Annotated in this window: 13 protein-coding genes; 3 read left to right on the top strand and 10 right to left on the bottom strand. The window is 64.2% G+C overall.

From position 1 onward, the window contains the following. Positions 1–3: 3 nt before the first annotated feature. Both EWV37_RS12385 and EWV37_RS12380 read right to left on the bottom strand, forming a co-directional pair. Complete coding sequence (locus EWV37_RS12385) at positions 4–3,177, bottom strand: AAA family ATPase (RefSeq protein ID WP_129701920.1); 3,174 nt, start codon at positions 3,175–3,177, stop codon at positions 4–6. Between the two features lie 12 nt (positions 3,178–3,189). After that, the gene (locus tag EWV37_RS12380; RefSeq protein WP_129701918.1) at positions 3,190–4,428 is read right to left on the bottom strand and encodes an exonuclease SbcCD subunit D; all 1,239 of its coding nucleotides are present in this window, start codon (positions 4,426–4,428) and stop codon (positions 3,190–3,192) included. A gap of 66 nt (positions 4,429–4,494) precedes the next feature. On the opposite strand from EWV37_RS12380, the gene EWV37_RS12375 reads away from it, so the two are divergent. Then, positions 4,495–5,535, top strand: coding sequence for an ADP-ribosylglycohydrolase family protein (locus EWV37_RS12375; RefSeq protein ID WP_129701916.1), 1,041 nt, complete (start codon positions 4,495–4,497; stop codon positions 5,533–5,535). 51 nt (positions 5,536–5,586) lie between these two features. Here EWV37_RS12375 and EWV37_RS12370 read toward each other — a convergent pair whose 3' ends face one another. The 8 genes from EWV37_RS12370 to clpS all read right to left on the bottom strand — a co-directional run bounded on the left by EWV37_RS12370 (position 5,587) and on the right by clpS (position 11,472). Next, positions 5,587–6,168 (bottom strand): 3'-5' exonuclease, encoded by a 582-nt coding sequence (locus EWV37_RS12370; protein ID WP_129701914.1) that lies wholly within the window; start codon positions 6,166–6,168, stop codon positions 5,587–5,589. 83 nt (positions 6,169–6,251) lie between these two features. Next, positions 6,252–7,112 carry a phosphotransferase family protein gene (locus EWV37_RS12365; RefSeq protein WP_129701912.1) on the bottom strand — a complete coding sequence of 287 codons (861 nt, stop codon included), beginning with the start codon at positions 7,110–7,112 and terminating at the stop codon, positions 6,252–6,254. Positions 7,113–7,115: 3 nt separating this feature from the next. Continuing rightward, entirely contained in the window at positions 7,116–7,799 is a 684-nt protein-coding gene (gene rdgB, locus EWV37_RS12360; protein ID WP_129701910.1) for an RdgB/HAM1 family non-canonical purine NTP pyrophosphatase, read from the bottom strand. Next, entirely contained in the window at positions 7,789–8,622 is an 834-nt protein-coding gene (gene rph / locus EWV37_RS12355) for a ribonuclease PH (RefSeq protein WP_274543007.1), read from the bottom strand. The genes rdgB and rph overlap by 11 nt, the downstream gene beginning before the upstream one ends. A gap of 9 nt (positions 8,623–8,631) precedes the next feature. After that, positions 8,632–9,471, bottom strand: a complete 840-nt coding sequence (locus tag EWV37_RS12350; protein ID WP_129701908.1) for an MBL fold metallo-hydrolase — start codon at positions 9,469–9,471, stop codon at positions 8,632–8,634. A 28-nt stretch (positions 9,472–9,499) separates the two neighbouring features. Beyond that, on the bottom strand, positions 9,500–10,393 hold the full coding sequence (murI, locus tag EWV37_RS12345; RefSeq protein ID WP_095797334.1) for a glutamate racemase: 894 nt from the start codon (positions 10,391–10,393) through the stop codon (positions 9,500–9,502). Between the two features lie 225 nt (positions 10,394–10,618). Beyond that, a complete protein-coding gene (locus EWV37_RS12340; protein ID WP_129701906.1) occupies positions 10,619–11,170 on the bottom strand; it encodes a DUF2017 domain-containing protein in 552 nt (183 codons plus the stop codon). After that, positions 11,170–11,472 carry an ATP-dependent Clp protease adapter ClpS gene (gene clpS / locus EWV37_RS12335; RefSeq protein WP_095797336.1) on the bottom strand — a complete coding sequence of 101 codons (303 nt, stop codon included), beginning with the start codon at positions 11,470–11,472 and terminating at the stop codon, positions 11,170–11,172. Before clpS ends, EWV37_RS12340 begins: the two co-directional genes overlap by 1 nt. A gap of 113 nt (positions 11,473–11,585) precedes the next feature. Here clpS and EWV37_RS12330 point away from each other — a divergent pair, with 113 nt between their 5' ends. Both EWV37_RS12330 and EWV37_RS12325 read left to right on the top strand, forming a co-directional pair. After that, on the top strand, positions 11,586–12,926 hold the full coding sequence (locus EWV37_RS12330; RefSeq protein WP_129701904.1) for a nicotinate phosphoribosyltransferase: 1,341 nt from the start codon (positions 11,586–11,588) through the stop codon (positions 12,924–12,926). A 14-nt stretch (positions 12,927–12,940) separates the two neighbouring features. Next, positions 12,941–13,558, top strand: coding sequence for an isochorismatase family protein (locus EWV37_RS12325; protein ID WP_129701902.1), 618 nt, complete (start codon positions 12,941–12,943; stop codon positions 13,556–13,558). Positions 13,559–13,629: the final 71 nt, after the last annotated feature.

The following is a 13,629-nucleotide window of genomic DNA, read 5'->3' as shown; positions in this document are numbered from 1 at the left end:
AGCCTACGCGTTCGTTTCCAGACCGGTCATGACGCGCAGGTGTGACCCCTTGGGAGTCTTGGTCACGACCAGTTGAGTACCGATGCGTTGTTTCATCTCCGCCACATGGGACACCAGACCGATGACGCGCCCATTCTGTCTGAGGCCGTCAATGGTCTCCAGAACTTGTTCCAGGGTGTCCTCGTCCAAGGAACCGAAGCCTTCGTCCACGAACAAGGTGTCCATGTCCTGACCGCCGGCCGCAGCTCGCACCACGTCTGCGAGCGCGAGGGCCAGGGCCAAAGAGGTGAAGAACGATTCTCCGCCGGACAGCGTTTCCGTTCCGCGTTTGATGCCGGTCCAGGAATCATCCACTTCCAGGCCGAGCCCTGCCTTCCCGCCGCCCTTTGCCTGGTCCGTGTGGATCAAGCTGAAACGACCCGAGGACATGTGCTGCAGGTGTTCGGAGGCAACGGCGGCCACGTGTTCCAATTTCGCGGCCAGCACGAACGAGGTGAGTGTCATGCGAAGACTGTTGTCGGTGGAGAGCCCGTTGGCCACCGCGGAGAGGCCTGCGAGCCGTTCGGCCTGTTCCTGCACACGGGCCAGGGCTTCGCTGCGTTGCCCGCCAGTACGCGACAGGTCCACCGCGGAACGCTTCAACGCGGCAACCGTTCCCGACACCGCCGTGATGTGATCTCGCTGTGCGGCCAGTTCCTCGCCGGTCCGTTTCGCGTGCATCACCGTTTCGGACGTGGTTTCCGCTCGTTCCTCCGGGGTCAACAGGGACGTTGCGGTCATGACCTCCGTGGCGAGCTCTGCGGTGATCTTTCCCCATTGCTCGCGATACTCGTTGAGCCAGGTCTCGATCTGCTCGGCCCGCGTGTGATCCACAAGTGCCGAGTTGACCTCCTGGGAATTGGCGAAGGGTGAGTCCTCGAGTTCCGATGCCAGTGTGTGCCGCGCGTAGTCGAGCTCCTGGTCTGCGCGGTCGACGCGCCGTTGGGCCTTGTCCACCTCCGACACTGCGGCCACTAGATCCCGAGCCGCACCCATACGCTGCTTCACCGATTCGAAGCCGAACAGTTCGCGCTCCAAGTGCTCGCTAGCCCGGTCGAGTTGGATGCTCAACGATTCCCGGCGTGTTTCATCGCGTTCGGCCTGCAGCTCGATTTCCCGCAAGGTTTCCCGGGATTCCTGGATCTTCCGATCCAGTTCGGCCAGTTCCTGCTCGGTCTTGCTGAGAGTTTCGAGGTGCGTGTCGAGCTGGCGAACCGCCGCGGCGTACTTCTCGGCCGTCTCTCGCGCGGAATCAATGTCCTCCTGCGCACCCGCTCCGAGTGCCTGCGCCGCGCGGTGCTGAGCTTCTTGCCAGCTGGCATGTGCCTGATCTGCTGCGGACTGCGCCTGGTCTCGAGTGGATCGCGCCGCGGTGAGCATGTGTTCCGTGACATCTTGGCCCTGTTCCTGATCCGCCGGTTCGGGGTGCACCCTGGAGCCACACACGGGACACGGTGCATCGTTATGCAGGGCGGCAGCGAGGGTTGCCGCCGCGGAGGCGAAGCGCTGGGTTTCGAGGTCCTCCACGCGGCGGGCCGCCGCGCGGCGGTTGTCCTCGGCCGTCCGGTAGCGCTCCCCCTGGGCATCACGTTGCCGAGCCAGGCCCTGGAATTCTTCCGACGCTTTCAGCGTCTGCTGAGCTCGAGAGTGACGGTCCCTGATCATTCCCGCGTCCTGCGTGGCCAACCGCAGTTCCGTCGCGGTCTGCTCGACCGCAACACGTTGTTCGACGGCGCCGTCCAAGCGGTCTTCGACGCTTCGTCGCCGCGCGCTTCGCTGCGTCACCTGGTGCTCGACCTCGCGGAGAGCGCGTTGCGCCGAGCCGACAGATGCGTCGACGTCCAACGCCTGCTCAGCCGTTTGGCGAGCGCTGACAGCCGCGTCACGCACGGCAGCCAGATCCTGACCGTGGTCGATCCATTCATCCAGCGCCGTGGTCGCGGTCCCGAGGACTCTCCGGAACCGTTCGAGATCGGATGAGGTCTCCGAGAACACTTCTCGCGAGGTCTCGAACGAGTTCTTGGCCTCCTCCGACGCCGCTCGGGCAGTCTCGACGGACGTCACGAAACCCCTGAGTTTCTGCGCCGCCCGGTGCCGCGTCAGCGCAGCCTCTCGAGTGGTGACCGTGTCCTTTTCTGAGCGGAGCTGCTCGAGGGCTGCCGTCAGTCGATCGTGGCGCTCGATGTTCTGAAGCCGCTGAGCCAGTTCCCGAGCCCTGTCCGAGGCTCGGACCTGCCGGACCGAAATCGCTTCGCGGGCGGAGTCCAATTCCCCCGCGGCCGTGGAAAGGCGCTCACACAGGTCCGTGACCGTGACCGGCTGGTGTTCCGCCGGTGCATCGTCCAGCTCCCGTTCTGAGACGGTCGTGGAGTCCTCGGCCGATTCAGCACCAGCACCGTGGGAAGGGGACCTGGGAATTGTCACCGTTCCCGATGGCAAGCCCCCGATAACTTCTCCGAACTGCGCATCCATTTGCGTGACGCGTTCGAGGTCCCGTTGCTGCTCGACCCGGAGAGCATCGAGCTCCGCCTGACTGTTCGCGGCCCGGTCCTTGAGTTCCTGCTGAATGCGCGGATAAATATCGGTTCCGAACAGGGTCTCGAGTAACTTCTCCCGTTCCTTGGACCCGGCCCGCAAGAACTGCGCAAACCGGCCCTGCGGCAGCATCATCACCTGGGTGAATTGTTCCCGGTTCAACCCGATCACGTGTTCGATGGTCTGCCCCACCTCGTCCGGGCGATGACCACGTTCCAGCCACTGGCCGTCCACCCATTCACGCAACAGCACCTTGGCGTGCAGTTCCGTCCAGCCCGACGCCGCCCGGCTTGACGGTTTGCTCCAGGCGGGCGAACGGCTGATGCACCAGCGCCGACCACCCGATGAGAACTCCAGTTCGACCAATGGGGCCGTGTCCGGTTCCGCGTGATCGCTGTGGACCGGTTTCCGCCCACCCATGGCCACGGTGGTGGGAGCAGATGAGTACAGCGCGAAACAAATCGCGTCCAGCACACTGGTCTTTCCGGCACCCGTCTCGCCATTGAGCAGGAACACCCCGGCCTCGTTGAGCTGATCGAACTCCACCACTTCGTGACCGGCAAACGGGCCGAACGCGGTGATCTCCAAACGATGCAATTTCATATTAGTTTCCGCCTACTCCGACCGTGCATCCGATTGTGCGGTACCCACTGCAGCGGCAATGTCCGCGCGCTCCGGATCCGTCACGGACCGCTGTCTCACGTGGTCGAAGAACGAGGCGCACAGTGATTCCGGATTTTCGGCCGTTCTCACGCGGGCACTGTAACTGGGCTGGGGTTGCGCCCGGCCGCCTTCCGGCTCCCACCGAAGTTCCACGGTCTGGGAGAATCTGGTGCGAATTCGATCCATGGCCGCTGCTGGTCGTTCGGAATCGGTGAGGACCACCTGGCACCATGCCGACTCGGCATCTGAGTGCTCGGGATCGCGCAGCAAGTCCTCCAAGTGACCGCGCAGCTGGGCCAGGTGCAGGCCCGCCCGGTGATCGAGAGGTAGCACTTCCGGTTCATTCCCGGCCGTGAACTCCACGAGCCAGGCTCCCTTGGACTGCCCGGTTTCCGAAAACGAATACGCCACGGGTGACCCGCTGTAGCGCACGGACTCGCGAATGGTCTGCCGTCTGTGGATGTGTCCCAGTGCAGCGTAATCATGGGAATCGAAGACATCGGCGCTCACCGTGCCCAGACCGCCGGAATCAATGATGCGTTCGGACTCCGTGGCCGCCGCCCCCGTGACGAAGGCGTGCGCCATCACGACACCTCTGGTGTCGCGGCGCTGCGCGAGGTCCTCCGTGGTAGTACGTGCAACGGTCTGGAGAACCGCCTGATGCGTGGCCTGGCACTCCAACCCAGGAGCCACGGACCGAGGTTCCAGGTACGGGATGCCGTATACCGCAACCGCGTTCTCTCCTGCCTGGCTAGACTCCGCCGTTCCCTGCTTCTCGGAGCTCCCGGTACCACCCGAGAGCGCCGTGTCCGTGACTCCCACTCCCGACTCATCTTCGGTGAAGAGCACCGGGCGGGAGGCGTGATCCAGGCGGGTCCGGAGGAACACGCCACCGTGGGCCATGATTTCCGCGCCGAAACCGAGCCTGGCGGCTGAATCGTGATTTCCGCTCGTCACCACCACGTACGCTCCGGCGCGCCGAATCTTGGCCAGCGTGGTGTTGAGCAGCTCTACGACTTCTGTGCGCGGTTGAGCGCGGTCGTACACGTCACCGGAAATCAGCACGGCATCGACTCGATGCTCCGTCACCCAGTGGACGATCTCGTCCATGGCCCGGGACTGGACGTCCAGGACGTCAACGCCGTGAAAGGTGCGACCCAAGTGCCAGTCGGACGTGTGTAAAAACCTCATGATCGTCAATCTATCCGCCCGCCCCGACACGCATAGGGCGCGCATGACTCACATAGACTCGGTGGCATGCCCGACTCCACTTCCTCGCAGCTGCTCTCCCCCGACCGCGGCATTGCCCCGGCCCATGACACCTACCGCGACTCGGTGACTGCGGTGTTCCGGAGTCTGGCCGTCGCGTCCCTCTCGGCCGCTGATGAACCCGGTGAGCTTGCCCAGTTGGCCGCGCGAACCGCCGACGCCCTCAATGAAGTGGCCGAATGGGCCAATGACGGTCTCTCCGCCGATCCCACGGCCTGCGCGTGGCTTTCCTATCTTCGGTGGGCACGGGCCGCCGGTGCCCGGCCTCCGGCAAGCTCCCCGGTACCTCCGGCCCGTGACTTCGAGAGTGATTTTCCTTTGCTCGCCAGCCCCGGAACTCCCCACGGTGACAGCTTCACCGTCCTGGCCACCGGAGAGTTCGGTGAAGTGGTCCGCCCTATCGACCCGACGACGAACAGCCCCGAAGTCCTAACGCGCAGCATCCCCTACGGTTTGGTCCCCAATCTCGGTTGGAAGGCACTCGTTCCACTCGTGGTCGATGCCGCGGCCATCACTCACGGCGACCCCGAGGCACAGACGGCCGCGGTCGCCACCGCGCTCTCGATCCACGCGAGTGTCAGGGCCCGCGAGACGAACGCGGATGTCTCCCACATCCTCGCGGCCGTGATCGAGGTCTGCGCCGGCATGACTCGCCCCGCACCGAAGACCAACGCACTGCTGCGGATGGTCTCGAAGGTCACGGATCGCGCGGAACTCGGATCCGCCGACGGCGCGTTGTCGCGTGCGGTGACGGACGGCACCGCGGCGTCGTCGGCGTTGGCACTCGGGTTGGCCGCTGCAAAAGTTGCCCAGGTCGATGACGCCGGCAACCAGGACCCGCAAGGCACCGTGGCGCGCGCGCTCGACCTGATCAACGGGCATCCGGCCACGTCAGAAGCTGCGCGTTCCGTGGCAGCCGCGGTGATCGCGGCCCGCTGGGGAACCACGAGCGTTCCGACCGACGACGGGGCCGTGGTCACAGAACTCGACGTACTGGCATGCCAGTGGTGCGATCGCTGGTGCCCGTGACGCACCGCGTCGCGGCCCCGAGCCATTAATCGGTCGCTGCGAACCGGTGGTCTAGAGCTGGGCGCTGAGGATTTTGGTGCCGTAGTGAGCCGCGAGTTCCTCCATGGACTCGGCGGCGCTACGACGAGCCAGGTCCATCACGATGCCCGCGCACGCCTGGGCGTCGGCCAGCGCGTTGTGGTGATTCTCCAGCGGGACTCCCACGGCGTGCGACACGGCCGGGAGTGAGTACGATCTCAACTGGTAGGCCGCACGGGACAGGCGCAAACTGCACGCATAGCGCCACGGACGTGCTGGTTCGCCCACCGCTTGATTGGCGGCCCGGATCACGCCGGTGTCGAAAACCGCATTGTGGGCCACCAGAATCCCGTCCGGATCGTCCGTCTCGAGCCGGTCCACGAGCCATCGCCAGTACTGGCCGTACGACGGTGCGCCCACCACGTCCGTTGGCCGAATACCGTGGACCCTGATATTCCCCAGCTCAAAATGATCGTGGCCCGGCGGCGGACGCAAAAGCGAGTACTGGGTATCAGCGACCTGGCCGTCCGCCACGCGAACTACGCCCACGGCGCAGGCGGATGCGAAGCTACGGTTGGCTGTTTCGAAATCTATGGCTGTGAAACTGACGGGCACGGTGACAGGCTACTGCTCGCCTCAGACACGCTGGCCACGGACTGGTCATTGCCGCCACTGTGACCTTGCTGGGTGGTGTTGGCTCAGGCGTGGACCGATGCGTGTGCTTCGTACCAGTCGTCAGCCTTTTCCACCGCCTGGTTGATCTGCGCGATGTCCAGTTCATGGTGGATCGCGTAGGCGACCGCCTGCAGCGGGAAGATCCTCGAATGCAGCTGCGCACGCTCGAAGTCCTCCGGTGTCGTAGCGTGACGAACACTGTCCCACCCGAACCACAACCCCAGCGACGCGGTGTCGTACGCGGGATCGGACACGCACGCGTGATCCCAGTCGATGACTCCCACCAGCCGGTCGTCCTCCCAGAGCATGTTGTTACCCATGAGGTCGCCGTGAACGAGTTTCGGTTCCACCGTTTCCAGATCCACCAAGTCCTGGATGGCTTCCAACGCGCGCGGACGATTGCTCGGAATCAAACGCGGGATCACCTGGTCGAGCAACACATGGCGACGGCGATGACCACCCCAGTGCTGCCCAGGACGGTCCAACCACGGCGCCGCCTCCGAGACCTCTGCCGAACGTAATTGGTCCAGCACGCTGCCCAGAATACTCGGCGACACCGGGCCGGGATCGCGAGTGGTCCCCGGCAACCAGGTCATGCCCACGGCCGTGTACCGCCCGACATTGAGCACCCGCGTCAACGGCTGCGGCACCGCGAAATCGAAGTCGGGCAACAACGACAACGCTCGCACGCGACGTCGCACGTTCTCTCCCGACGTAGGGTTCTTGGCAATGCGCACGCTCATCACGTGCCCCGCATTCACCACGATGTGCGCGGAACCTCCCGCGTGCACCTCCCAATCGGCACGGTCCACGCTGACTCCCGCTTCGGCCAGCACCGCGTCAACGGCGTCGGCGAACGGAAGATGTCCGCATGCGAATCTCATGACTCAGTCCCCCGAGCCCGGCCGCGGTCGATCATCCCCGGCCGGATCGTCCTGTTCTTCCAGTGCCGCCACGAGGTGCGGCAGCACAGCGTTCATGGCCCGCGCACGATGACTGACCCGGTTCTTCTCCTCCGGGCTCAGTTGGGCGCAGCTCAACCCGTCATAACCGTCCGGGGCGAAGATCGGGTCGTAACCGAACCCGTGCTCACCCACCGGTTCCCGAAGGATCATCCCGGGGAATTCTCCCAACACCACGTGTTCCGCTCCGCCGGGGGTCACCACGGCGGCGGCGCACACGAACTGTGCGCTTCGGTGGTCATCGGGAACATCTCCCAGTTGTGCCAGGAGCAAATTCAGGTTGGCCGTGTCATCACCGTGGCGGCCGGACCAACGCGCCGAGAAGATTCCCGGGGCACCTCCCATGACGTCCACGGCCAGCCCGGAATCGTCCGCGAGCGCAACAAGTCCCGATTCGCGGGCGGCGGCGCGTGCCTTGAGCAGCGCGTTTTCGGCGAAACTCACGCCGTCCTCGACGACGTCGCTCAGCCCAGCAGCGCGCGCGTCGACCACTGCCGTGGCGGCGTCGAGATCAGGCACGGCCGCGGCGACCATGGCTTGGAGCTCGCGAACCTTGCCCTGGTTCTTGGAGGCCAGGACTATCCTGGCCGGTTCCGGGTCAGTGTCCACGGCCCGCCTCCAGCGTTTCCTGCTGAATGGTGGCCAGCTGCGCACATCCCGCGACCGCCAGGTCCAGCAGGACGTCCAATTCTTGTCGATTGAAGGGCGCGCCCTCCGCAGTTCCCTGCACCTCGACGAAGTCTCCGGAGCCGGTGACCACCACGTTCATGTCGGTCTCCGCTCGGACGTCCTCAACGTAGGGCAGGTCCAACATGGGAACGCCGTCGATAATGCCCACGGAGACCGCGGAGACGGTGTCCACCAGGGGCTTGACGTTGGGCTTGATCACGCCGTTGGCGTGGGCCCAAGAAATCGCTTCGGCCAGAGCTACGTATGCTCCGGTGATCGCGGCAGTACGGGTTCCGCCGTCTGCTTGGAGCACGTCGCAGTCCAGAACCACGGTGTTCTCGCCGAGGGCCTTGAGGTCGATGATGGAACGCAGCGCGCGGCCGATCAGTCGAGAGATCTCGTGGGTGCGGCCACCGATCTTGCCCTTGACGGACTCGCGGGCCGAACGAGTAGAGGTGGCGCGCGGCAACATGGCGTACTCGGCCGTGACCCAGCCGCGACCTTCGCCCTTGAGCCAGCGCGGAACGCCTTCGGTCAGGGACGCGGTGCACAGCACGCGGGTGCCGCCGAATTCGATGAGGGCCGAGCCTTCGGCCTGATCGGACCAGCCACGAGTGATGGTGATGGGCCGCAGCTCGTCCACGGCGCGACCGTCGGAACGCACGACGTTCGCGGCAGCCGAATCGGCCACGGCCGTATCAGGGGTGGATCGCTCTCCGACCAGTGTGAAATTTTCTTGTGACGGATCGGTAGGCGAAGTCATATCGCCAGCCTAGTCCGCTGTTGCAGGCCTTGCCAACGCGCCCGAAATGGTGACATTCGCCGGAACCACCTTGTAGGTGTACCCCGGTTCCGCAATACCGACCGGTCCGCTGAACGCGGCAATCCCTTCCTGGCGAGTCCTGGTGGGTGAATTCCACACCGGCAAATGAGTCAGCAGCAGCTGATGCACTTGGGCCTGGGCTGCCGCCTGACCCGCGCGGTAACCCGTGAGGTGGATCCCTCGGAGGTGGTCCTCACGGCCCTCCTCGTAGGCGGCTTCACACAGGAACAGGTCCGCGTCACGTGCGGCATCCACCAACCCGTCGCACGCATCGGTGTCACCGGAATAGGTCAAAACCGAAGACCCCATGGGCCCGTCGAATTCCACGCGCAGCGCGTAGGGCTCGGGGCACGGGTGCTCAACTTGGAACGGGGTGACCGTGAACGGGCCCACGGTGACCGCCTGACGTTCCTGCCACACGTTGAACACGAACTCCGTGTCCATGCTGTGGCCGTCGGGCATTGCATGCGACCGATTGAGATAGTCGTGCAATCCTGACGGCCCGTAGAGCGGAACGCGTCCGGAGTTCCAGCCACGAGGGTCCCACTTGACCGCCACGTGCAGGCCCGCCAGATCCACGCAGTGATCGGGGTGAAGGTGAGTGATCATCACGGCGTCGATGTCTTCCAGCGCGATCTGGCGCTGCAATACGCCCAAGGAGCCATTACCCATATCCAGAATCACGCGCCAGGTACGGCCCTCGTGATCCTCGCCCGTCAACAAATAGCACGACGCAGGAGAGTTGGGACCCGGGAAGCTGCCGGTGTTCCCAATGACGGTCAACATCATGACTGGGGATGCCTTTCGTGGTACCGACTCAACGCTGAGCCGGATGGATCATGGCCAAAGAACCCGTTGGGTACTGTTCGGCCACCGAGGACGTATGACGGACGCGCAGCACCTCGGGTCCGAGGAACCGGCGGGCAAGGACTTCAAAGCTTTCGGGATCACCCGTGGCCAGGAACTCGTGGTGCGGGGTGAGGTTGACGTCGCGTTCCAGGTCGTTGTCCATCAGCGCACGGTAAACATCGCGCGCCGTTTCCTCAGCGGAGGACACCAAATTCACGCTGTCACCCATGACGTAGGAGATCACCGCGGTCAGGAGCGGATAGTGGGTGCACCCAAGAACCAGCGTGTCCACGCCGGCTTCCTTGAGGGGTTCCAGGTAGCCCTGCGCAGCGCGTAGCAGCTCGGGCCCCGTGGTCACCCCGCGCTCGACGTAGTCGACGAATTCGGGGCATGCCACGGAGGTGACCTTCAGGTGAGGCGCTGCGGCGAACGTGTCGTCGTAAGCACGAGATCCCACGGTGGCTTCCGTGCCGATGACACCGATTTTCCCGTTGCGGGTGGTCGCTACTGCGCGCCGAACGGCCGGCTGGATCACCTCGACCACGGGAATGTTGTAGGCCCGGGTGTATCGCTCGCGGGCATCGCGCAGCACCGCGGCGGAGGCGGTGTTACACGCAATCACCAGGAGCTTGACGCCGGAATCGACCAGGTCGTCCATGATGTCCATGGCCAAGGAACGAACCCGAGCAATGGGCAGTGGACCGTACGGCCCGTGCGCGGTGTCCCCCACATACAGGATTTCCTCGTGCGGCAACTGATCGATGATCGAACGAGCAACGGTCAGTCCACCCACGCCGGAATCGAACACGCCAATGGGCGAGTTCGGATTGGGGCCTGAAGTGTTCACGTGCTCATCCTGCATATCGAAAGACAGTAATGGTCCGCGCCGATTTTCCCTATCCGAGCCGCCGACAGGTGGACACACTCCGCGACACAGTCGTCACCGGATCCAGCACCAGTACCGCGAGAAACTGAGAAAATCGGCACAATGTGCCCGTCCAAGGTAACGGAAACTACGGTTCGTGACGTCGCACAGTGCAACACATGCGAGACATCTCACAGTGTCGCGGAGTTCATCCGGGTGCCGTCAGAGCGTCTTGAGCAACGCATTCATGAGCGACTCCTGCAGCCAGGACACAAAGTTGTAGACGACCGCCATGTAGTCCTGGATGTCCTCCACTTCCCCGAAATCGACCTGCTCGCCGATCCGCTCAGCGTCCTCCGAGGTCGTGATGTCCAAGCGGGAAGCCAACACCAGCCGGATGTCGTTGAGCGAGCGCGCGAAATCCTGAGCCTGTTCCACGGTCAGGGTCACGGGGTCCGATTCCAGCGCCAACGACGACGCCTTCAGGGCCCCGATCTTCGCTTCGCGTAGTGACCGGTCGGTGAGTCGGCGGAACTCTTCGGCTTGTTCGGGGTCCGACGACGCCGCCGGCAGCAACCTTTTCAGGGCCGGGTCGGTGGGTTCGCTGACGTCTTGATCAATGCCGACCATGGCGGCCAGTGGATCCTCGTCGGGTCGGGCCTCAGGTTGAAGGGTTTCAGCCACGTCCGAGAAGAGCTTCTGGAGCAATTGCACTTCCGGTGCCTCGAAACGCCCGACGATGCCCTTGCGGGTCTTCTTGAATCCGTGTGCCATCAGTTGTGATCCGCCCGTTCGTACGTGGCCCACAGGCCGTATCCGTGCAGGGCACTCACGTGGGTCTCTGCTTCCTCGAGTGTTCCGGACGCCACGATCGAGCGCCCGTTGTGATGGACCTCGAGCATGAGCTTGCGTGCCTTCCCATCCGAATAACCGAAGTAGGAGCGGAACACGTACACCACGTAGCTCATGAGATTGACGGGGTCGTCCCACACCACCACATTCCACGGAACGTTGAGCATCGTGTGAGTCTCGGGGTTTTCCGTCAGTACCGGAGTCTCGGCGGGAGCCGCACTCATGAGGACGGGCGCGCACCGGGCACGCTCATATAAGGGAGTGAAAATCATGGTGTGCCCATCGTATCCGTCAGCCGCGGATGTGCGCAGTGAGCCGATCCCATTAGGCTGGGAGCGTGAATGAGCGCAGCTACCCATGGGAACCCAGTCCGACCTCCCTCATGACGGACCACTACGAGCTCACCATGCTCCAGGCCGCATTGCGAGCGGGTACGGCCTCGCGACGCAGCGTGTTCGAGGTGTTTGCCCGCCGCCTTCCCAATGGCCGCCGTTACGGTGTGTTCGCCGGGGTGGGTCGAGTGTTGGAAGGGCTCGAGAAGTTCCGTTTCTCCGAGGATCAGTTGCGGTTCTTGCGGGACACCAACGTGGTGGATCAGAAGACCATCGAGTACCTCGAGAATTTCCGCTTCACCGGTCAGATCCGCGGTTACGCGGAGGGTGAGGTGTACTTCCCTCATTCACCGCTGCTGACGGTCGAATCCTCCTTTGCAGAGGCCTGTGTTCTCGAGACCTACATTCTCTCCGTGCTCAATTTCGATTCCGCCGTGGCGTCCGCAGCATCCCGCATGATCGGTGCGGCCGGTGATCGTCCGTGCATCGAAATGGGATCCCGCCGTGCGCACGAAGAAGCCGCCGTGGCAGCAGCTCGCGCGGCCGTCATTGCAGGGTTCGCCTCGACCTCCAATCTGGAAGCCGGTTATCGCTACGGAGTGAAGACCGTGGGCACTGCGGCCCACTCGTTCACGCTGTTGCACGACACGGAAGAACAAGCCTTCCGCGCACAGATCGATGCGCTGGGTATCGGCACCACCCTGCTCGTGGACACCTATGACGTGGAGAACGCCGTGAGGCTGGCGGTGGACATTGCCGGCCCGGATCTGGGTGGCGTGCGCCTGGATTCCGGAGATCTGGTCACCCAGGCCTCCGCAGTGCGTTCCCTGTTGGACATGCTCGGTAACACGAACACCAAGATCACCGTGACGAGTGACCTGGATGAATACGCGATCGCCGCGTTGCGTGCGGCCCCCGTGGATTCCTACGGCGTGGGAACGCGCCTGGTCACAGGCTCCGGTGCCCCCACGTCGTCCATGGTCTACAAGCTCGTGGCTCGTGAGGGAACCTCGGGAACCATGGAACCCGTGGCCAAGGCGTCGTCGGGTAAGGCCTCGGTGGGCGGCGAGAAGTTTGCGCTGCGCCGTCGTAATGATGCGGGCGTGGCCACCCAGGAAATCGTGGGGATTTCCCACGAACCCACCGATGACGGCGACGACCGCGAGCTGCTGGTCGACTACGTGACCGGCGGTGAACTACGCGACGGCTACGTGGGTGCCCAGGCCGTGGAACGTGCCCGCGAGCGCCACGCACAATCCATGGCCGAACTTCCCCGCGCCGCCCGCCGATTGTCCGAGGGTGAACCTGTGATCCCCACGGTCATCGAACCCGGAACCGCACACTGATCAAGGAGGCACCCGTGCGCACAGCACTCATCATCGTTGACGTTCAGAACGACTTCTGTGAGGGCGGCAGCCTGGCCGTGACCGGCGGCGCCGCGGTCGCCGCACAGATCTCGGAATTCCTGGAGGACCACCACACCGATTACCAGGTGGTCGCCGCGACGCAGGACTGGCACATCGATCCGGGATCTCATTTCAGTGACGACCCGGACTTCGTGTCCAGCTGGCCGGTGCACTGCGTGGCCGAGACCGAAGGAGCCGAGACCCACTCGAACTTCGACACCGACTACGTCACGGAATTCTTCCGCAAGGGTGCCTACGACGCCGCCTACTCCGGTTTCGAAGGCCTGTCCGCACCGGACGTGGACGTCCCCATGGGTGAGGACCCCGAGGACGCCGATGAGGAACGGATCAACCTGGACGACTGGCTTCAGGAGCACGACATCGAAGCCGTGGACGTCGTGGGGCTCGCCCTCGACTACTGCGTGCAGGCCACAGCGAAGGACGCCGTGGACGCCGGCTACGAGACCCGGGTGTTGCTCCCGCTGACCGCTCCCGTGGCCAAGGAGTCCGGCGAGGGCGCCACCGCGGAACTCGCGGACGCCGGTGTCGCGGTGGTCGAGGACCTCGACTGAGGTGCCCTGACCCGCACTGAGCCTGAAGCATTAGGCCCCCGGTGACCACAGGACAATGGCTCCGAACCATC

Origin of the sequence: Kocuria carniphila (assembly GCF_004136555.1) — a bacterium.
Classification (GTDB): domain Bacteria; phylum Actinomycetota; class Actinomycetes; order Actinomycetales; family Micrococcaceae; genus Kocuria; species Kocuria carniphila.
This window is presented reverse-complemented; position numbering and strand designations above follow the sequence as displayed.